The 18,825-nt window shown below is 71.4% G+C and carries 15 protein-coding genes; 6 read left to right on the top strand and 9 right to left on the bottom strand.

All coding sequences use genetic code 11. The annotated features are described in order from the left end of the window. Nucleotides 1-127 precede the first annotated feature (127 nt). Nucleotides 128-1,351 (top strand): polysaccharide pyruvyl transferase family protein, encoded by a 1,224-nt coding sequence (locus tag ACO0E1_RS10410; RefSeq protein WP_422874124.1) that lies wholly within the window; start codon nucleotides 128-130, stop codon nucleotides 1,349-1,351. Continuing rightward, entirely contained in the window at nucleotides 1,348-2,322 is a 975-nt protein-coding gene (locus ACO0E1_RS10405; protein WP_422874123.1) for a lysylphosphatidylglycerol synthase domain-containing protein, read from the top strand. The genes ACO0E1_RS10410 and ACO0E1_RS10405 overlap by 4 nt, the downstream gene beginning before the upstream one ends. A gap of 46 nt (nucleotides 2,323-2,368) precedes the next feature. Here the strand turns inward: ACO0E1_RS10405 and ACO0E1_RS10400 are convergent, their stop codons facing one another. Together ACO0E1_RS10400 and ACO0E1_RS10395 are read right to left on the bottom strand one after the other, a co-directional pair. Continuing rightward, the gene (locus ACO0E1_RS10400; RefSeq protein WP_422874122.1) at nucleotides 2,369-3,940 is read right to left on the bottom strand and encodes an ArnT family glycosyltransferase; all 1,572 of its coding nucleotides are present in this window, start codon (nucleotides 3,938-3,940) and stop codon (nucleotides 2,369-2,371) included. A gap of 91 nt (nucleotides 3,941-4,031) precedes the next feature. Then, nucleotides 4,032-4,523, bottom strand: coding sequence for a GtrA family protein (locus tag ACO0E1_RS10395; RefSeq protein WP_422874121.1), 492 nt, complete (start codon nucleotides 4,521-4,523; stop codon nucleotides 4,032-4,034). Nucleotides 4,524-4,634: 111 nt separating this feature from the next. On the opposite strand from ACO0E1_RS10395, the gene ACO0E1_RS10390 reads away from it, so the two are divergent. The 3 genes from ACO0E1_RS10390 to purE all read left to right on the top strand — a co-directional run bounded on the left by ACO0E1_RS10390 (nucleotide 4,635) and on the right by purE (nucleotide 8,510). Continuing rightward, nucleotides 4,635-5,771 carry a 5-(carboxyamino)imidazole ribonucleotide synthase gene (locus ACO0E1_RS10390; protein WP_422874120.1) on the top strand — a complete coding sequence of 379 codons (1,137 nt, stop codon included), beginning with the start codon at nucleotides 4,635-4,637 and terminating at the stop codon, nucleotides 5,769-5,771. Nucleotides 5,772-5,976: 205 nt separating this feature from the next. Next, nucleotides 5,977-7,932 carry a glycoside hydrolase family 6 protein gene (locus ACO0E1_RS10385; RefSeq protein ID WP_422874119.1) on the top strand — a complete coding sequence of 652 codons (1,956 nt, stop codon included), beginning with the start codon at nucleotides 5,977-5,979 and terminating at the stop codon, nucleotides 7,930-7,932. 62 nt (nucleotides 7,933-7,994) lie between these two features. Beyond that, nucleotides 7,995-8,510, top strand: coding sequence for a 5-(carboxyamino)imidazole ribonucleotide mutase (gene purE, locus ACO0E1_RS10380; protein WP_422874118.1), 516 nt, complete (start codon nucleotides 7,995-7,997; stop codon nucleotides 8,508-8,510). A gap of 9 nt (nucleotides 8,511-8,519) precedes the next feature. Here purE and ACO0E1_RS10375 read toward each other — a convergent pair whose 3' ends face one another. The 3 genes from ACO0E1_RS10375 to ACO0E1_RS10365 all read right to left on the bottom strand — a co-directional run bounded on the left by ACO0E1_RS10375 (nucleotide 8,520) and on the right by ACO0E1_RS10365 (nucleotide 12,365). Beyond that, nucleotides 8,520-9,470: a GH25 family lysozyme gene (locus tag ACO0E1_RS10375; RefSeq protein WP_422874117.1), complete on the bottom strand. Its 951-nt coding sequence runs from the start codon at nucleotides 9,468-9,470 to the stop codon at nucleotides 8,520-8,522. Nucleotides 9,471-9,608: 138 nt separating this feature from the next. Next, nucleotides 9,609-10,751: a glycosyltransferase family 4 protein gene (locus tag ACO0E1_RS10370; protein ID WP_422874116.1), complete on the bottom strand. Its 1,143-nt coding sequence runs from the start codon at nucleotides 10,749-10,751 to the stop codon at nucleotides 9,609-9,611. A 117-nt stretch (nucleotides 10,752-10,868) separates the two neighbouring features. Then, nucleotides 10,869-12,365 (bottom strand): ArnT family glycosyltransferase, encoded by a 1,497-nt coding sequence (locus ACO0E1_RS10365; RefSeq protein ID WP_422874115.1) that lies wholly within the window; start codon nucleotides 12,363-12,365, stop codon nucleotides 10,869-10,871. 107 nt (nucleotides 12,366-12,472) lie between these two features. On the opposite strand from ACO0E1_RS10365, the gene ACO0E1_RS10360 reads away from it, so the two are divergent. Beyond that, the gene (locus tag ACO0E1_RS10360) at nucleotides 12,473-14,302 is read left to right on the top strand and encodes a hypothetical protein (protein WP_422874114.1); all 1,830 of its coding nucleotides are present in this window, start codon (nucleotides 12,473-12,475) and stop codon (nucleotides 14,300-14,302) included. A gap of 63 nt (nucleotides 14,303-14,365) precedes the next feature. Here ACO0E1_RS10360 and rfbD read toward each other — a convergent pair whose 3' ends face one another. From rfbD to ACO0E1_RS10340, 4 genes are all read right to left on the bottom strand, one after another. Beyond that, a complete protein-coding gene (gene rfbD, locus ACO0E1_RS10355; RefSeq protein WP_422874113.1) occupies nucleotides 14,366-15,214 on the bottom strand; it encodes a dTDP-4-dehydrorhamnose reductase in 849 nt (282 codons plus the stop codon). Continuing rightward, nucleotides 15,211-16,197: a dTDP-glucose 4,6-dehydratase gene (gene rfbB, locus ACO0E1_RS10350; protein WP_422874112.1), complete on the bottom strand. Its 987-nt coding sequence runs from the start codon at nucleotides 16,195-16,197 to the stop codon at nucleotides 15,211-15,213. The genes rfbD and rfbB overlap by 4 nt, the downstream gene beginning before the upstream one ends. A gap of 102 nt (nucleotides 16,198-16,299) precedes the next feature. Next, entirely contained in the window at nucleotides 16,300-17,859 is a 1,560-nt protein-coding gene (locus ACO0E1_RS10345) for a glycosyltransferase family 39 protein (RefSeq protein WP_422874111.1), read from the bottom strand. A 2-nt stretch (nucleotides 17,860-17,861) separates the two neighbouring features. Continuing rightward, on the bottom strand, nucleotides 17,862-18,803 hold the full coding sequence (locus ACO0E1_RS10340; RefSeq protein ID WP_422874110.1) for a glycosyltransferase family 2 protein: 942 nt from the start codon (nucleotides 18,801-18,803) through the stop codon (nucleotides 17,862-17,864). Nucleotides 18,804-18,825: the final 22 nt, after the last annotated feature.

The following is an 18,825-nucleotide window of genomic DNA, read 5'->3' as shown; positions in this document are numbered from 1 at the left end:
GGGGTTCCTTCGCTGCGTCGGGCGCGGTTCGTCGGCGAGTCCCGGACGGGCATTGGTACCCTGCTGGGGGTCCGCGGAGCCGGTCGACGATCGGCGTCAGCGGGCCGGACCCCCGAGCAGGAGACCCGTGCGAGTTCTGATCCACAATAGCGATTCCCCCCACAACCGCGGGGACCGTGCGATCCTCGCCGGCAACGTCGAGCTGGCGCGTCACCGCTGGCCGGGCGCCGAGATCGTCTCGCTGTCGCAGTACCCCGAGCGCGACGCCGCCTGGTTCGGCATCCGGTTCCTGCCGGTCTCGCCCTACAGCACCGGCGTCGGCGACCTGTTCCGGCTCCTCCGGGCGGCGCGCGGTGCCGATGTGGTGCTCTGGGGTGGTGGGGAGATCCTGAAGGACTACACGAACAAGCTCGGGCTCGTGTACTGGCTGCTCAAGCTCCTGCTGCTCCGGCTCGTGAACCGTCACCTCGTCGGCGCCTTCCAGGGCATCGGCCCGACGTCCGCGTCGATCAGCAAGCGTCTCATCCGCGCCACGGTCGACCTGACCGAGGTGTTCCTCGTCCGCGACGACGAATCCCGCGAGAAGCTGGTGGCGTGGGGCGTGCGGACGCCGGTCGTCTCGTCGTTCGACCCCGCCGTGGTCGGCACCGTCACGACGCCCGACGCCGACGTGCTCGAGCGTCTCGAGCGCACCACGGGGCTCACGGCCGAGCGCCTCGACGGGTCGATCGGCATCGGCGTCCGACGCTGGTTCCACTACAAGCGCAGCGGCTGGATCCCCTTCCGGTTCGTGCCGAAGGCGTTCCGGAAGGCGCACGCCGAGTCTCAGGACCTCCAGACCTACCGGCGCGCGCTGACGGACCTCGTCGACGCCGTCGTCGATCGATGGGACACGGACGTCGTGTTCTACCCGATGCACATGGAGGCGTCCGAGGGGGATGCCGCCTTCGCGCGTGAGGTCATCGCCGGGCTGCGACACCCGGAGCGCGCGCACGTCGTCGAGGCCGACGTGTTCTCACCGTCGGAGTACGCGGGGCTCATGTCCAAGAGCCGGCTGTTCGTCGCGAGCCGGCTGCACTCGGCGATCGTGGCCACCATCGCCGGTGTGCCCGCCACGGTGCTCTACTACGTCGACAAGGGCCGCCTCTTCTTCGAGCAGATCGGCATGCAGCGGTTCGCCCGCCCGATCGAGGACGCACTCCGGCCGTCGTTCGTGTCGGACGTGATCGCCTCCCTCGAGGAGCTCGACCGCGAGCGCACCGCCGTCGTGGCCGACCTCGCCGACGGTGTCGCGACGATGAGCGCGGCCCTGCGCGACGACTTCGCCAGGGGTACCGAGGCGATCCGATGAGCCCCAGGACGCGCGCGGTCCTCCGACGCGCGGTGCCGATCGTGTTCTACGTGGCGCTCGCGGTCTTCCTGTTCCTCTACGTCCGGAGCGTCGACTGGGGGCAGCTCGCCGGCATCCGGTGGAACTGGTGGTGGGTCGCCGTCGCGACGGCGATCAGCCTCGGCTTCCGCTACTGGGGCGTCGGCATCTGGTTCTACCTGCTCCGGAGGCTCGGTGCGACGGGGCTCAAGGGCAGCGGGGTGACCCTGACGGCCGTGTACGCCAAGTCGTGGATGGGCCGGTACATCCCCGGCGCGGCGACCTGGATCATCGGCAAGGTGTACTTCGCGTCCCGGCACGGGGTCTCGAAGGCCCGGCTCGGCGTCAGCGGTCTGCTCGAGGGCGGCCTGCAGATCGCCGCGACCCTGGCGCTCGCATTGGTGCTGCTGCTCGTCGACCCCCGCACCCACGCCCTCGATCCGTGGATCGTGGTGGTGATGATCGCAGCGTTCGTCGGCTGCGTGGTCTGCCTGATCCCGAAGGTCTTCGTCTTCCTCGTGAGCACGGCGCTCCGCATCCTGCGTCGGCAGCCACTCGACGAGGACGTCACCCCCGGCATCGGGACGGTCCTCGGCGGCGCGGCGCTGTACGTCGTCGGCGCGCTGTTCTCCGGGACCGCGTACTACTTCATCACCCTGGCGGTCTACCCGTCGCTCAAGGGCAGCGACGCCGCGTTCGTCATCGGTGCCGCGAGCATGGCCTCCGCGATCAGCATGCTCGCGGTCTTCGCTCCCGGCGGGCTCGGCGTCCGGGAGGGCGTGCAGGCGCTGCTCCTCGGGCTCGTGATGCCAGGACCGGTCGCACTCGTCGTCGTCGTGGTCACTCGCGTGTGGAGCCTTGCCGTCGACGCGCTGTTCCTGCTCTGCGCGTCGATCCCCACCTGGTTCGCCCGGAAGTCCGCGGGCGAGGCAGAAGAGGCCCCGGCCGCCTGACCCGGACGCGGCGACCGGCCGACCCGGAGGTCGGGCGGGCACCATGTCAGACCGTCACGCGCTCCCGCCGCGGTGCGCGGTCGCGGACACCCGGGGCCACCACGACGGCCGCGACGGTCAGCGCCAGCCCGACGAGCATGACGACCACGGCCACGACGACGACCGACACGGGGACCGGACCGAGGGCGGTGTAGCGCTCGACCGCGAGCCCGGAGAGCGGCACCCGTGCGGCGTTCCAGAACCAGCTCGTCACGACGGTCAGCCCGTAGAGCCCGACCACCGGGCCCGCGACGGCGAGCGCGATCGCCAGGGCACGCCGACCACCGGCGCTCCGCGGGATCCTCCGCCAGGCCACCGCGCTGATCGCGATGAAGCACACGATCGCGGGGAAGTAGTAGCGGCCCTGGGTGGCGGCGACCTCGGTCGTGGTCAGGTACGCGTGCGCGCTCGTGTAGGTCTGGATCCCGATCAGGAGCGCCGGGAACACCGCGAGGACGACGACGGCCCGGAGCTCGGGCCCACGGCGGAACGCGAAGAGCACCACGGCGAGCAGTGCGACGATCGTCAGGACCCCGGTGAGGACGTCGCCGATGGTCACCTGCGCCTTGATCCCGGGGCTGCCCCAGAACGTCCGGGCGATGGTGCCCCAGCTGACGTCGAGGAAGTGGCCGAGCGTCGGGTGCTCACCGGGCGGGAACTCCTTCGGCGGCCGCATCGCCGCGTACCCGTTCGGCTGCAGCCGGTGGTAGGCGACGAGGTTGTGGAGCCACCACCACGCGCCGATGCCCCCGGCGACGCCGAGCGTCACGACGGTGCGCACGAGCCGGTGCACGATCGGCAGGACGCCGGCGCCGGCGACGAGCACCACGAGCGCGACGAAGGGGATCGCGGGCAGCGCCGTGCCCTTCACCCAGATCGCCGCACCGAGTGCGACGCCGAGTCCGATCGTCGTCCGCCACCGCAGGTCACCGGTCAGGAGCCGGACGGCCAGCCAGACGACGATCCCCGCCAGCAGCATCACCGGCGCGTCGTTCGAGACGGAGGCCCCGATCGACGCGAGCTGCGGGGTGGCGAAGAGCGCGAGCGCTCCGACCAGTGCCGCACGCGGTGAGCGGGTCAGCCGACGGACGGACGCCCACGCCAGCAGCGCCAGCGGGGTGACCGCCAGGGCATCGGCGATCCGGAGGGCGAGCACCGCGTGGTCGAACCGGAGGTCCCCGAAGTGCACGGCGCGCAGGACCGCGGCGCCGGCGAGGTACGCGGTCGGCGGGTGCTGCGTCATCTGGTTGACGGTGGCCGAGACGCCGGGGTTCGCGGCGAGCAGCTCGGTCATCGTCGACCACTCGCTCTTCGGCAGCGTCGCCTGCTGCTGCGCGGCGACCTGGACGGCGTTGAGCACGTGCATCTCGCCGGGGGCCGACCACGGGTCACCGATCGCCAGGTGCACGGCGGCGTCGATGTGCGCCGTCTCGTCCGGCGCCTGGAACGTCGGCAGGACGAGCGCCCAGACGAGCAGCCACAGGCCGAAGGCGGCCGTCACGACGGCGACGGCGATGCGCTCCCACGGCCGGATGGGGGGAGCGGACACGGTCACGTCGGCGGGATGGGTCGTCGGCACCCGACAATCCTAGGTGGACGGCGGCCGCCCGCCGTCGTGAAACCGGCCGAACGCCGCGCGGACGCTGTGCGGACGGCGCCGCGCGGTCGGCTCAGACCTCGTGCGGCTCGCGGACCTCGGCGGCGACGACGCCGCCGCGGCGCGACGCCTCGCGCTCCACGCGGTCGGGGTGGTACACCCACACCTTGTACAGCCAGAAGCGGAACGCGGTCCCGAGCAGCAGTCCGATGACGTTGCCGGAGACGTTGTCCGCGAACGCCGACGTGAAGCCGAACACGTAGTGGGACAGCCCGAGGCAGCCGAGGGAGATGACCATGCCGCCGAGCGAGACGACCACGAACTCGAGCCCCTCGCGGGCCGCGACCGATCGGCGCTGGTTGCGGAAGGTCCAGTACCGGTTGCCGATCCAGTTCACCATGATGGCGATGACGGTCGAGATGACCTTCGCCCAGAACGGCCCGGAATGGACGTCGTCGGGGGAGAGCACCGTCGCACGCAGCAGGTTGAACACGGTGAAGTCGACGACGAAGCCGACCGCGCCGACCACACCGAAGCGGGCCAGCTGCGCGATGAGTCGCCGCACGTCGTCTCCAGGATCCGTAGAGTTGTGACGGACCGGGGAACCCGGACCGAACATCGATTGTAGACAGCCCGCTCTCCCTACGCGGTGAGAACGGCGGAAGGAACACTCAGCATGGCGTTGCGCGTCGGGGTCGTCGGTGGAGGGCAGCTCGCCCGGATGATGGTCCCAGCGGCCGTCGAGCTGGGGCTGGACATCCGTGTCCTCGCGGAAGGACCCGGCATGTCCGCAGCGATCGCGGCGACGGCGGAGGGGGACTACCGCGATGCGGCGACGGTCCTGGCCTTCGCCGAGGAGGTCGACGTGATCACGTTCGACCACGAGCACGTGCCGCAGGAGGTCCTCCGCGCGCTCGTCGACGCGGGCGTCGCGGTCCGACCGGGGCCGGGGGCGCTCGCCGTCGCCCAGGACAAGATCGTGATGCGGCAGCGGCTCACCGACCTCGGCCTGCCCGTCCCGGACTGGGCTGCGGTGCAGGACCCGGACGAGCTCCGGCAGTTCATCGCCGACCACGGTGGCCGAGCCGTCGTGAAGACCGCTCGCGGCGGCTACGACGGCAAGGGCGTCCGCGTCGTGTCCGACCCGGCCGAGGTGGACGACTGGTTCATCGCGATCGCCGAGGCAGGTGGTGACCAGGCGCTCCTCGTCGAGGAGCTCGTGCCGTTCACGCGCGAACTCGCGCAGTCCGTCGCGCGACGTCCCTCCGGCGAGGTCGTGGCGTGGCCGCTCGTCGAGACGGAGCAGCGCGACGGTGTGTGCGCCGAGGTGCTGGCTCCGGCACCGGACAGCGCAGGACGGATCGCCGACCTCACCGAGTCGATCGCGGTGCGCATCGCCGAGGAGCTCGACGTCACGGGCGTGCTCGCGGTGGAGCTGTTCCAGACCGGCGACGAGCGGATCCTCATCAACGAACTCGCGATGCGGCCGCACAACACCGGCCACTGGTCGATCGACGGTGCGACGACGAGCCAGTTCGAGCAGCACCTCCGTGCCGTGCTCGACCTGCCGCTCGGTGCGACGGGCATGAACGCGCCGTTCGCCGTGATGGTGAACGTGCTCGGCGGACCGGCCGACGGCGACCTCGCGGCACGGTACCCGGCCGCGCTCGCCGCCTTCCCCGAGGCGAAGTACCACTTCTACGGCAAGGCCCCGCGGCCCGGCCGGAAGATCGGGCACGTCACCGTGACCGGCGACGACGTCGACGACGTCGTCTACCGGGCGCGCGCGGCCGCCGCGCACTTCGACAGCTGACGGCGGACGGACCGGAACCGGACAGGAGGCTCGGCTCACCTCGACCACGCGACCTGCGTCGCCGAGGTGATCCGGGCCTCCAGGCGTCTGCGCCCGCGGAGCGGGTGCCACCCGTGCAGGTGGCACCCGCTCTGGCGTCTGGTCCCGAGGGGCACTGCGTGGTGCCATGGGATGGTCAGGGGTCGACCATCCAGGGAGTCGCGCAGTGCGCCGTCACCAGTTCATCGCGGGCGCCGTCGCGCTCGCGTCCGCCATCGGCATCGTCAGCGCGCCGATGCCGGCGACCGCGGCGACCGACGTCCGCAGCGCCTCCTCGGCCCAGCTCTACGGCAACGGGCAGTACAACCCGCCGACGAGCGAGGCCGCGAAGAACGCGACGCTGCTCGCCTCGACCGACCCAGCTGGTTCGCAGGCGGCCGCCACCATCGCGAAGTACCCCGTCGCGACCTGGCTCGGCGAGTGGAGCACCGGGACGACGCTCGCACGGACCATCGACACCGCGACGGCAGGTGCGGCGGCGGACGGGACCACCGCCGTCTTCGTGACCTACGCCATCCCGGACCGCGACTGCGGTGGGTACTCGGCCGGCGGCTTCGACGAGGCGTCCTACGACGCGTGGGTCGACCAGATCGTCGCTCGGCTGGCGGGGAAGCGTGCCGCGGTCGTCGTCGAACCGGACTCGCTGGCGATGCTCAGCAACGCCGCGTGCACGAAGGTCCTCGACCAGCAGCGGTACCGGATCCTCGCGCGCGAGGTCGCGGCCTTCACCGCGGCCGGTGTCCCCGCCTACCTCGACGCCGGCAACTCGAACTGGGTGCAGCCCGCGGTGATCGCGAGTCGCCTGAACAGTGCCGGCGTCCAGAACGCCCGCGGCTTCTTCACGAACGTGGCGAACTACTACCCGACGGCGCAGGAGCAGACCTACGCGCAGAAGGTCTCCTCGCTCACCGGTGGGTCCCACTACGTGATCGACACCTCGCGGAACGGCCAGGGATGGCGTGGGACCTGGTGCAACGGACCCGGGGCCGGCCTCGGGACGACACCCCGGGTGGTGGCCGACGGGACCGCGCTCGACGCGCTGCTCTGGGTGAAGACCCCTGGGGCCAGCGACGGCACCTGCAACGGCGCCCCCGCCGCCGGGAAGTGGTACTCGGCCTACGCGCAGGCGCTCGTCGCCAACGCGGTGCTCGGGACCCCGCCCACCCTGCGGTCACCGGTCGGGACGCTCGACGCCGCCATCGGTGCCGCGAGGGCCGTCCGTGTGCAGGGGTGGGCGTACGACGAGGACGACACGGCGGCCGCGCTGCCGGTCCGGGTGACGGTCGACGGTGTCGCGGTGGCGACGCTGACGGCGGACGCTCCCCGGCAGGACATCGACGACGACTACGGCGTCGGCGCGAACCACGGCTACGACGCGATGATCGCGGTGCCCGGCGAGGGAGCGCACTCGGTCTGCACGACCGCGCTCAACGTGGGGACCGGCGTCGATCGCCGGCTCGGGTGCGAGGACGTCACGGTCTGGGGCCACGACCCGGTCGTCCGGATCGACGCGGCGAAGGTCGTCCGTGCGGGCATCGACGTGACCGGATGGGCGGTGGACGCCGACGCCGGGACCACCCCGGTCACCGTCGACCTCACCGTGGACGGCACCGTCGTCAGGAGCCTGCCGACGACCGTCGACCGACCAGGAGTCGTCGCGCCGGCGGGCTCGGGCACCGTGCACGGGTTCCGGACCGTCGTGCCGGCCGCGGCGGGCAAGCACACGGTGTGCGCCGTGGGCCGGAACCAGGGGTCGGGAGCCGACGTCCGTTCGACCTGTTCCGTCCTGACGGTCGCGGCCAGCGCACCGTGGGGCTCGCTCGAGTCGGTGACCGGATCGTCCTACCACCGCACCACGGTCACCGGATGGGTGTTCGACCGGGACGCGATCACGCGCGGGCTCACCGTCCGCGTCACCGTGGACGGCAAGCCGAGCAGCACCGTCCTGACGGCGGACGGCGACCGACCCGACGTCGACCGGACCTGGGGGTCGGGGCCGGCGCACGGGTTCTCCGGGAGGATCCCGTCGTCATCCGGATCGCACACGTTCTGCGTGACGGCGGTCGGAGCAGGCAGCGGTGGGGACAAGGCACTCGGGTGCCGGACGGTCCGGGTGCCGTGACGGCGCCACTCGGCCCGGTGCTCGTCGTGCGGCGTGTGGTGGTGCTCGGCTAGCCTCATCGGGTGACCGACACCACCGCCGCCGCCGCCGCTCCGCTCGTCTCGATCATCATGGGGTCCGACTCGGACTGGCCCACGATGCGCGCCGCCGCCGACATCCTCACCGAACTCGACATCCCGTTCGAGGCCGACGTCGTCTCCGCGCACCGGACCCCGGACAAGATGGTCGCCTTCGGTCGTGCAGCAGCCGGACGCGGCATCCGGGTCGTCATCGCCGGTGCCGGAGGGGCCGCGCACCTGCCCGGCATGGTCGCGTCCCTCACCACGCTCCCCGTCATCGGTGTCCCGGTCCAGCTCGCGCGGCTCGACGGCCTCGACTCGCTGCTGTCCATCGTGCAGATGCCCGCCGGCATCCCGGTCGCGACGATGGCGATCAACGGCGCCGCGAACGCCGGACTGCTCGCCGCCCGGATCATCGGGTCGGCGGACCCGGAGGTCGCCGCGCGGCTCGCGGAGTACGCCGCCGGCCTCGAGCAGGTCGTCGAGCGGAAGGCGGCGGCGCTCCGCGAGCAGCTGTAGCGCCCGGTCCTACTCGTGCTTGCGCGCGAACAGGTGCAGGTTGCCGATGGTGCTCTCGTAGACGTCCTGGTCACCGGGGAACGTCCCGGCAGCACGCCACTGCCAGAACTTCCACTTCGTCCAGCTGTGACCGAGCTCACCGGGTGACGTGAAGTCGTTGACCGGGTAGATCGCGACGAACAGCGGGTTGTTCGAGAACTGCCGACTGTTGTTCGTGCAGCGCTTCCACCAGTCCGTCGTCGTGTAGATCGCCGGGTAGCGGTGGATGCGTTCGTACACGCGGTCCGAGAAGTCGTGGATCCAGGTCCGCATCGCACCCCAGCTGAGGCCGTAGCACGTCCCCTGTGACGCGCTGCCGTACTCGATGTCGAGCAGCGGAGGCAGGGTGATGTTGTCGTCGCTCCACCCGCCGCCCGAGGCGAAGAAGTAGTCGGCGGTCGCCCGACCACTCGCCTGGCTCGGCTGCGCGTAGGCGTACCCGCCGCGGACCATGCCGGCCTGTGCGGCGTCGAAGTACTGCTTCTGGTACGTGCGGCTCGTGTACGTCACCCCCTCTGATGCCTTGATGTAGGCGAAGCGGGCGCCCTGCGCGTACGCGGTCCTGAAGTCGGCGTCCGGCTGCCAGGCGCTGACGTCCATGCCCTGCAGCTTGCCGGGCGGCGGTCCCGAGGCGGCGGCCCTGGCCTGCGGCGCCGCGAGCATCTTCGTGCCGGCGGCGGATCCGGCGGCCTCGGCGTGGGCCTGGATGCTCGACCCCATGGTGTGGTTGCCGGTGGCGTCCTGGGTCTCGATGGGTGGATCGTCGGTGCCGGCCGCGGGCTGTGTGCTCGCGGCCGACGTGTCGGTCGGCGGTGTCCCGCCGGTGACGGCGTCTGCCGGGCCGTCGACTGCGAGCGTCACGAGCAGTCCCGCCGTGATCACCGCCGCTGCATAGGTGGTTCGTCGCGCTGCTGCACGCATCCGGTTGCTCCCCTGTCCGAGAAGGCCGGAGCGCGGGCGTGCTCCGACCGTGTTCCGGGGCAGCCTAGCCGACGGTGTCGGCTCCGTCGCCGGTCGCGGTGGTCGGCCGCGGTGGTCGGCCGCGGTGGTCGGTCGCGGTCAGAGGTCGGCGTGCAGCTGCCAGGTCTCGGCAGCCGAGTCGCGCCAGTCGAACATCCGTGCGCGGTCCGGCCCCGCCACCGCGAGCTGCCCGGCGAGCAGCGGGTCGTTGACGACCTGGAACACCGCCTGCGCGAGGCGTTCGGGGTAGGCGTCCCGCGGCTCGAGCGGCACGGTGACGCCGGCGTCCGACGCCACCTCGCTCACCGCCGGGTCGTCGGAGTGGATGACCGGGGTGCCGAGGCTCATCGCCTCGATCACCGGGAGCCCGAAGCCCTCGGCGAGGCTCGGGAAGACGAACACCGTCGCCCGGTCGTAGACCACGGCGAGGTCGGCGTCGTCGACACGGCCGAGGACCTTCACACGGTCCTGCGGCAGACCGGCCTGTTCGGCGATGCCGACGACGTCGACGTCGCCCCACCCGTCCGGGCCGCTGATGACGAGCGGGACGTCCTTCGGGGCATCCGGGTGCGCCATGGCCTCGATCAGGTGCCGAAGCCCCTTGCGGGGTTCGAGCGTGCCCACGGCGAGGACGTACCGATCGGGGAGCCCGAGCCGCTCCGCACGGAGGTCGGCGTCCACGGGCACGCGGAGTCGGCCGGACGGGGCGCCGCCGATGACGCGGAGCCGGTCGTCGAACCGATGGATGTCGTTGAGCGCTCCGGCCACCGCGTGCGTCGGCACCACGACGGCGTCGGCGTGCTTCCATGCCCGCTTGACCATCGCCTTGTGGAAGTGGACACCGCGCGGCGTGAGGGTCTCCGGGTGTGTCCACGGCACGGTGTCGTGCACGGTGACGACGGTCTGCCGACCGGGTTCCTGGAACCGGTTGTGCTTGACCAACGGCGCGAGCACGCTCGGCGCGTGCACCATGCCCTGCGACGCGCCCCGCGCCATCCCGCCCTGCCAGGCGACGGCGAGCTCGCGACGGGGGAGCGCCAGCCGGTCGATGCGCCCGAGTCCCGGCAGCAGGGTGCGGACGCGTTCGAGCTCCGTCGGCCCCACTGCGGAGAGGACGGCCTCGACGTCGCAGCCGGAGGGAGCGGTCGCGATGAGCTGACGCGTCAGTTCTTCCGCGTACCGTCCGATGCCGCCCGGGACCGGTGCCACCACCTGGTCGACGATCACTCGGAGTGTGGTCACGGGGCTCCTCAGCGGTGGGTGACGGCGGGCTGCCAGAGCGTAGCAGGTGGAGCAGGGCGCGGGCCGTGGGCGGTGCCCACGCTCGGCGGGGCGTCGTCAGGGCTCGGCGGGGCGTCGTCAGGGCTCGACGACGAACCGTCCGTCCTGCTCGACGAAGCGGGCACCGTCCCGGAGCATCCAGACGTCGAGGTAGTCGACTCGGAAGTGCACGAGTCGCGGGCGGTTGGCGGCGATGAAGTCCCGGACCTCGGGCGTCACCGGGTACCGGATGTCCGGCCCGATCGCGAGCGCACCGAAGGTGCCGTCGCCCGGCTTCGCCGACCCGTGTCCGCGGAAGTAGACGCCCCACGTGGAGCCGTACCGGACGAACAGCACCCGGTTCGCCACCGGGAAGCCGTGCTCGTGCAGTTCGTCACCGAGCAGCGCGACACCGGCGGGACGCGCAGCTGCGACCGTCCCGGCGAGCGTCGCAGCCGGGACCACCGCAGCACCCACCAGGAGCGTCGCGATCACGCGCATCGCTCCGGGCCACACCCTGGCGGGACCGGAGCGCCGCACCCGCCGACGCGGATCCGCGACCCGGGCGAGCCGACCGTGGCCGACGGCGGCGAGGGCGATGACGAACGGCATCCACACGTCGTAGTAGTGCGGCAGCGACACGTGCGCGACGACCGTCGAGAAGAGCACGAGCGACGCGGTCGCGACGCCGAGCACGGCGACGAGGCGGTCGGGGCGGATCACCAGCGCCGCGACGACACCGGTGCCGAGGACGACGACCATGACCCAGCCGATGCCGTTGACCATGAAGGCGAGGTCGGCCCACCACGGTGGGTGCTGGTAGACGACGCCGTTGATGGTCGTCCGGTGGCCGCCGCCGTTGTGCGCGCTCTGGAAGGCGATCATGGTCTCGATCGGCCGGACGAGACCGAGCGGCAGGTAGACGAGGACGGCCGTCGCCGCACACGTGACCGCGGCGATCGGCGCACCGATCAGGAGTGCGCGCCACCGACCGAAGACGACGGGGACCGTCAGGAGGGCGACGACGAGCACCGCGGTGGTCACCTTGCTCGTGACCGACAGTCCGAGGCAGAAGCCGCTGAGCAGCGGCCACCACCAGCGCCAGTCCCGCGTCCACGCCCAGGCGCAGGCCAGCGCAGCGACCGCGAACACGACCATGACCGGTTCGAGCAGCGCGAACCGGTCGATCCGCGCCCCGATCCCGGAGCCGAGGTCCGCCCAGGCGGCTCCGATCGCGCGGGGCGTGAGCCACCACAGCGCGGCGGCGAGGAGCGCCGGCCAGAACCCGACGGTGCGGCGGAGCAACCAGAACAGCAGGAACCCGGTGCCGAGGACCGCGAGCGCGGTGACGATCCGCGGACCGAGGACGCCCTGCCCGAGCACGAGCTGCGCCGCGCCGAACAGGAACTTCGCGAGCGGCGGGTGTTCGAGGTTGCCGCCGAAGTCGCCGTGCACGTATGCCCAACCGACGGTGACGTAGACCTGCTCGTCGTTCATGATCGTCTGCGCACCGAGTCGCCAGAACAGCATGAACGAGGACGCGACGAGCACGAGGGCGAACGCGATCGGTCGGAGCGCGGGCAGACGGACTGGCACGGAGTGATCGTGACAGAGGACGCCCGGAGTTCCCGGGAACCGTCCTCGACGTGTCGACAGGATCCTGAACGGAATCGCACCGCCCGGCGGGATGGGACGATGGTCAGGTGACCAGAACCCTCCCGGCCACCCGGCCATCCGCCGTGCAGCGGCCCCTGGCCGTCGTTCGCGGCGCAGTCGTGCTCGGCGCCGTGCTCGTCGTGGCGGTCGCGCTCGTCGCCCTGGTGGTCGCGCAGCAGCGGTTGCAGGTGGTGGCCGGCGACGGGATCTCGTACCTGTCGATCGCGAGGCAGTACGCCGAGGGCGACGTCGCCGACGCCGTGAACGCGTACTGGTCGCCGATGGTCTCGTGGATGATGGCGCCGCTCATCGCCGGTGGTGTCGGGTTCACGGATGCCTTCGGCGTCGTGAGCTGCTTCGCCGCGGCGGTCGTCGTCGGGGTCGGCGGATGGCTGGCGTGGAGCGAGACGCGGCGGATCGTGCCCGCGCTCGTGTACATGGTCGCGGTGACGCCGGCCGTCATGGCAGCCGCGCCGCCGCGGACGCCGGACCTGCTCGTCGTCGCGTGGGTCGTCGGGTTCCTGTGGGCGCTCCGATGGGCCGATCGCACGGCCGGCGGCTCGACACGGCGGCACGTCGTCGCCGCTGCCGTCCTCGGGGTCGTCGTCGCGCTCGGGTACTTCGTGAAGCTCTACCTGCTGCCCGTCGCGGTCGTCTCGGTGGTGGCCTGGCTGCTCGTGCGCTGGTGGTCGGCGCGTCGGAACGGGACGGGGACGCTGCGCCCGTGGCTGACACCCGTGGCGGTGACGGTCGCCTTCGCGGTCGTCGCGGCTCCGTGGATCGGTGCGCTCAGCGCGAAGTACGACGGCCCGATGCTCGGCTCGTCGTTCGGGGTGAACTTCGGCAACAAGTTCAGCTCCGCCACGAACGACCAGGGCTGGCCGTTCCTGCCGGTGCCCCCGAACCCGTCGGCCGTGACGCCGAACGAGGACTTCACCCCGGCCGTCTACGGGCGTGGGCCGTACGATCGACCGACGGACACCCCTCGGCCGGACGACGGATCGAGCCCGGATGCGCAGGCGGCCACCACGCCGTCCGACTCGTCGCTCGTCGGCAAGGCGCGGTACTACGTCGGACAGCGACTCCTCGCGCTGCCGTACTACCTGCACAGGATCGCCGAATACGGCCCGGCGACGCTGCCGATCGGGCTGCTGTTCGCGGGAGCGGTCGTCGTCGGTGCCGTCCGGTTCCGTCGGTCGCCGTTCGCCTGCACCACGGCGATCGTCGGGCTCGTGTACCTGCTCGGGTACGCGGCGATCACGTCGGCGTCGAGCTCCGGCGGCAACATCCGGTACTACTGGCCGCTCTTCCCGGTGAGCGTCCTGCTCGCGAGTGTGATGCTGCCGTCGGTGTGGCGTGCCGCCCGACGTCGAGGCGTCGTCAGCCGGGCGGTGGTGGCGCTCGCGGTCCTCGTCATCCCGGTCGCCTCGGTCGCGCAGAACGTGTACGGCGTCCAGGCCCCGTTCGTCGCCTCGACCACGACCCTGCCGTCGCTGCCCCTGCTCCAGGGACCGGGCGAGCCACCGCTCCGCCAGCTCGCCGAGGACATCGTGGCGAGCGGCGACCTGCCGTCCGATGCGCGGATCATCGGCACGAACTACCGGGTCACCTCGAGCCTCGCCTTGATGGTGGACGCGCACGCGTACGGTCGGTCTGGACAGGGGTACGAGGTCGCCTCGTCGGAGCAACGCGAGCTGTTCCGACAGGTCGGGGTGCAGTACTTCCTGCAGTTCGACGAAGCGGACCACCCGCAGCGCGACTACAACGAAGCGGGGACGAGGGTCGGGTCGTTCGTGGCGCTCATCCCGTGCGCATCGGACGCCGCCGGAGTCCCGGCGTCGGCGTGCCGCGTCGACATCGTCCGACTCGACCCCTGACGCGCCGATGCGCGGCCCCGATCGGGACCGCGCATCGAGCGGTGTTCGTCGTCCGGGCGTCGCTCAGGCGAGCACGCCGGCTTCCGCCGCGGCGTGCAGGGCTTCGCGCCAGTCGCGCATCGGCGGGATGCCGGCCCGCTGCCAGGCGTCGTGCCCGAGCACGCTGTACGCGGGACGCGGCGCCGGGCGGACGAACGCCGAGCTGTCGGTCGGCAGGACGCGCTCCGGGTCGAGGCCCACCTCGGTGAAGATCGCCTTCGTGAAGTCGAACCACGAGCCCTGCCCGGCGTTCGTGCCGTGGTAGATCCCGGCGGGGGCGTCGGCGTCGAGCATGGCGACGATCTGCCGCGCCAGGTCGCCCGTCCACGTCGGCTGCCCGACCTGGTCGACGACGACGCTGACGGTCTCGTGCGAGCCGGCGAGGCGGATCATCGTCTTCGCGAAGTTCGGTCCACCCGCACCGTAGAGCCACGCAGCACGGACGACGTACGACGAGTCCGGCGCGATCGACCGCACCGCGGCTTCGCCTGCTGCCTTCGTGCGGCCGTAGGCGCCGATCGGGTCCGTCGGCTCGTCCTCGGCGTACGGCGCGGTGCCGTTGCCGTCGAACACGTAGTCCGTCGACACGTGCACGAGCTTCGCACCGGCGGCGACGGTGGCGGTCGCGAGGACCTCCGGTCCGCGGGCGTTGACCGCGTGGGCGTCGTCCTCGTGGGACTCGGCGTCGTCGACCTTCGTGTACGCCGCGGCGTTGATCACGACGTCGTGCCCGGCCACGGCCGCGGCGACGGCGACCTCGTCGGTGATGTCGAGGTCGGCGCGGGACAGCGCGGTGACGTCACGACCGGCGAGCGCCTGCTGGAGGTCCTGGCCGAGCATGCCGGCCGCTCCGGCGATCAGGTAGCGGGTCATGCGAGCGCCGCACGCTCCTTGAGGGGCTCCCACCACGAGCGGTTGTCGCGGTACCACTGCACGACGTCCGCCAGGCCCTGCGCGAACGGCACCTGCGGCTCGTAGCCGAGTTCGGCCTGGATCTTCGAGATGTCGACCGAGTACCGCAGGTCGTGGCCGAGGCGGTCGGCGACCCGGTCGACGTACGACCAGTCCTTGCCGGTGGCCTCGAGCAGCATCTCGGTGAGCTCCTTGTTCGTGAGCTCCGTGCCGCCGCCGATGTTGTAGATCTCGCCTGCGCGGCCGCGGGTGAGCACCATGGCGATGCCGCGGGTGTGGTCGTCGACGTGCAGCCAGTCGCGGATGTTGTTGCCCTCGCCGTACAGCGGGACGTGCTTGTCGTCGATGAGGTTCGTGACGAACAGCGGGATGACCTTCTCGGGGAAGTGGTACGGCCCGTAGTTGTTCGAGCAGCGCGTGATCGAGAGGTTCAGTCCGTGCGTGCGGTGGTAGCTGCGGGCGAGCAGGTCGCTGCCGGCCTTCGACGCCGAGTACGGGGAGTTCGGCTCGAGCGGACGGTCCTCGGCCCACGAGCCCTCGCTGATCGAGCCGTAGACCTCGTCCGTGGAGACGTGCACGAAGCGCTCGGTGCCGTGGCGGAGCGCCGCGTCGAGCAGCCGCTGGGTGCCGACGACGTTGGTCTCGACGAAGATGCCGGAGTCACGGACGGACCGGTCGACGTGCGACTCGGCGGCGAAGTGCACGATCGCGTCGACGGTCGGGACGACCTCGTCGAGCTTGGCCGCGTCGCGGATGTCGCCCTGGACGAACGAGTAGCGCGGGGAGTCCGAGACCGGGGCGAGGTTCGCGAGGTTGCCTGAGTAGGTCAGGGCGTCGTAGACGACGACCTCGGCGCCTTCGAGGCCGGGGTAGGCGTCCTCGAGGGTTCTGCGGACGAAGTTCGAGCCGATGAAGCCGGCCCCTCCGGTGACGAGGATCTTCACGCTGGTTTCCTTTTCGTGGCCGATGGAGGTCGGCTCGATACGCCGACGACGGTCGGCGAGCAGTCTAGCGGCGTCGGAACCGACCGCCGCCCGGACGACCGGTCAGTCCTTCGCGAAGACGATGATGCTGAAGGCGCTCTCGGACCACTGCTTCTCGATGTGCCAGCCCTGCGCCGCGAGCTGCTCCTCCGGGATCCGCGGCTGGTCGGGTGTCGGCTCGCCGACGAACCACACGCGATCGACGCCCTCGGTGCTCGGCAGGGGATCTGCCGTGGTGTACCGCTCGGCCCAGAGTTGTCCGATCGAGATCGCGTCACGCCGGAGCGTCAGGTCGCGCATCCCGGCGAACGCCTCGGGGTAGGACGACGCGACGAACTCGGTGGTGCGGTTCGTGTGGCTCGGCAGCGGGCCGTAGTAGACGGCGTCGACGGTGCCCGCCGGTTCCTTCGCCCGTTCGGCGGTGATGAGGGCGGCTGCGACGTTCCACGTCGAGTCGTCCTTCGCCGTCGGGGTGCGTTGTGCGAGGTAGATCGGCGAGACGAAGGCGGCGATCGCGACGAGGGCGACGGCCGTGACGGTGCGCCACGGGACCGCCGTCAGCGCGAGGCCGAGCAGGATCGCGACGAACGGCGTGCAGAAGGTGAAGTAGCGCGGGTCGTAGAACGGACGGACCAGCACCGAGACGGCGACGACGATCAGCGTCGGCAGGACGACGACCGGGACGGCGACCTCGATCGCGGGGATCCGCGAGCGGAGTCGCGGCATCGCGAGGGTCGCGATGATGCCGAGCCCCATGAGCACGAACGGCACCCACGCCCACTGCCCCGTCCCCAGGAACCACTGGTCGACGACGACACGGCGGACGAGCCCCGGTCCGATCACGAGCGGGCCCATCCAGTACAGCTGGGCAGTCTGCCCCGAGACGGTCTTCATGAAGGGCAGCAGCGCGGCGCCGGCGAGCACGACGGAGCCGAGCCAGAAGAGCGCCGGTCGGACCACCGACGGGGAGCGACGTCCGACGAGCCGTCGGACCTGCCAGAGGGCGAGCGTCACCGCATGGGCCACGAGGATGAGGGAGAGGTACACGAAGAGCACCCCGCCCGCGATGGCCAGACCCGAGTAGGCCGCCCACCACGCCCACGCGACGCCACGGCGTTCGACGGTCTTCGACACCGCGATGACGAGCAGCAGGGTGAGGGCGACGGCGACCGCCGCGGTGAGCGCGTTCGACCGGCCCTCGATGGCCGAGAACGTCACGCGCGGGAGCAAGCAGTACACGATGCCGGCGGCGACGGCGGGGCGGAGCCCTGCCAACCGGTGCACCAGCAGGACGACGAGCCCCGCGGCGAGCCCGGTCGCGAGCGCACTCGGCATCCGCAGCCAGAACGGGCTGTACGGCACGACCTCGAACCAGAGGTGCAGCAGCAGGTAGTAGAACGAGTGCACGCCGTCGACGTTGTGCGCCATGTGCCAGAGCGCCGGGATCGATCGCCGGACCCCGCTCATCGTGGCGGCCTCGTCGGCCCACGCCGCCGGGATCCACGAACCGGCCGCGCCGATCACGACGCCGAGCACGGCGACGGCCCCGGCCCAGAGGAGCGTCGTCGAACGGAGACGACGGGTCGGCGCGGTCGGCGTCGGGGTGGCCGCGGTGGTCGTCACGGCTAGTCGCCGTACCTGGCGAGCTTCTGAAGGTCCAGCTGCTCCTCGGCCAGGGTCCGGTTCAGGCGTGTCAGGTCCGCGACGACGCCGATCACGATGGCCAACAACGCCGTGATGAGCAGGACAACGCCGAGGATGATCGACTGCAGGTGGTTGCCACCGGTGTGCGTGGCGAGCAGCACCAGGTACCGGATGAGCGGCCAGAGGCCGAGTCCGCCGAGGACGAGCGCCACCCAGAGGAACAGCGCCATCGGCCGGTACATCAGGTAGACGCGGGCGATCGCGGAACCGGACTGGAACATGTGCTGCCAGATGTTCTTGAACAGGCGGGACTCGCGCGTCTTCGCGTTCGTCGTGATCGGGATGCTCGCGATCGCCAGGCGCTTGTACCCGGCCTGCACGATCGTCTCCATGCAGTAACTGAAGCGCGTCACGATGTTCAGCCGGATGAGCGAGTACTTCGAGTACGCGCGGAAGCCGCTGGCCGCGTCCGGCAGGTCGAGGCCGGCCGCACGGCTCGCGACCCAGGAACCGAAGCGCTGCATGAGCTTCTTGAACCCGGAGAAGTGCTCGATCGTGCGCGTCTGGCGGTCGCCGATCACGATCTCGGCCTCCTTGCGGAGGATCGGCTGGACGAGCTCGGTGATGTGCGCCTGCGGGTACTGGTTGTCACCGTCGGTGTTCACGACGATGTCCGCGCCGTGCAGCAGTGCGTAGTCCACCCCGTCGCGGAAGGACCGGGCGAGGCCCATGTTCGTCGTGTGACGGACGAAGTGCTTCACCCCGTGCGCCTTCGCGACCTCGACGGTGCGGTCCGTCGAACCGTCGTCGATGACGAGGACCTCGATCTCGTCGATGCCCGGGATCGACGTCGGGATCGACTCGAGGACCGCGGGGAGGGTCTGCTCCTCGTTGAGGCAGGGGATCTGCACGAACAACTTCACGACGTGACGGGTCCTGTCGGGC

This window comes from Curtobacterium guangdongense, from assembly GCF_049341845.1.
Lineage (GTDB): Bacteria > Actinomycetota > Actinomycetes > Actinomycetales > Microbacteriaceae > Curtobacterium > Curtobacterium guangdongense.
The sequence above is the reverse complement of the archived record's forward strand: the minus strand, read 5'-3'. Positions and strand labels throughout refer to the sequence as shown.

Coding starts and splice junctions, on each gene's coding strand:
- ACO0E1_RS10375 (WP_422874117.1), bottom strand. CDS start 9,470: ATGCGTGCAGCAGCGCGACGAACCACCTATGCAGCGGCGGTGATCACG.
- ACO0E1_RS10405 (WP_422874123.1), top strand. CDS start 1,348: ATGAGCCCCAGGACGCGCGCGGTCCTCCGACGCGCGGTGCCGATCGTG.
- rfbD (WP_422874113.1), bottom strand. CDS start 15,214: ATGACCCGCTACCTGATCGCCGGAGCGGCCGGCATGCTCGGCCAGGAC.
- ACO0E1_RS10390 (WP_422874120.1), top strand. CDS start 4,635: ATGGCGTTGCGCGTCGGGGTCGTCGGTGGAGGGCAGCTCGCCCGGATG.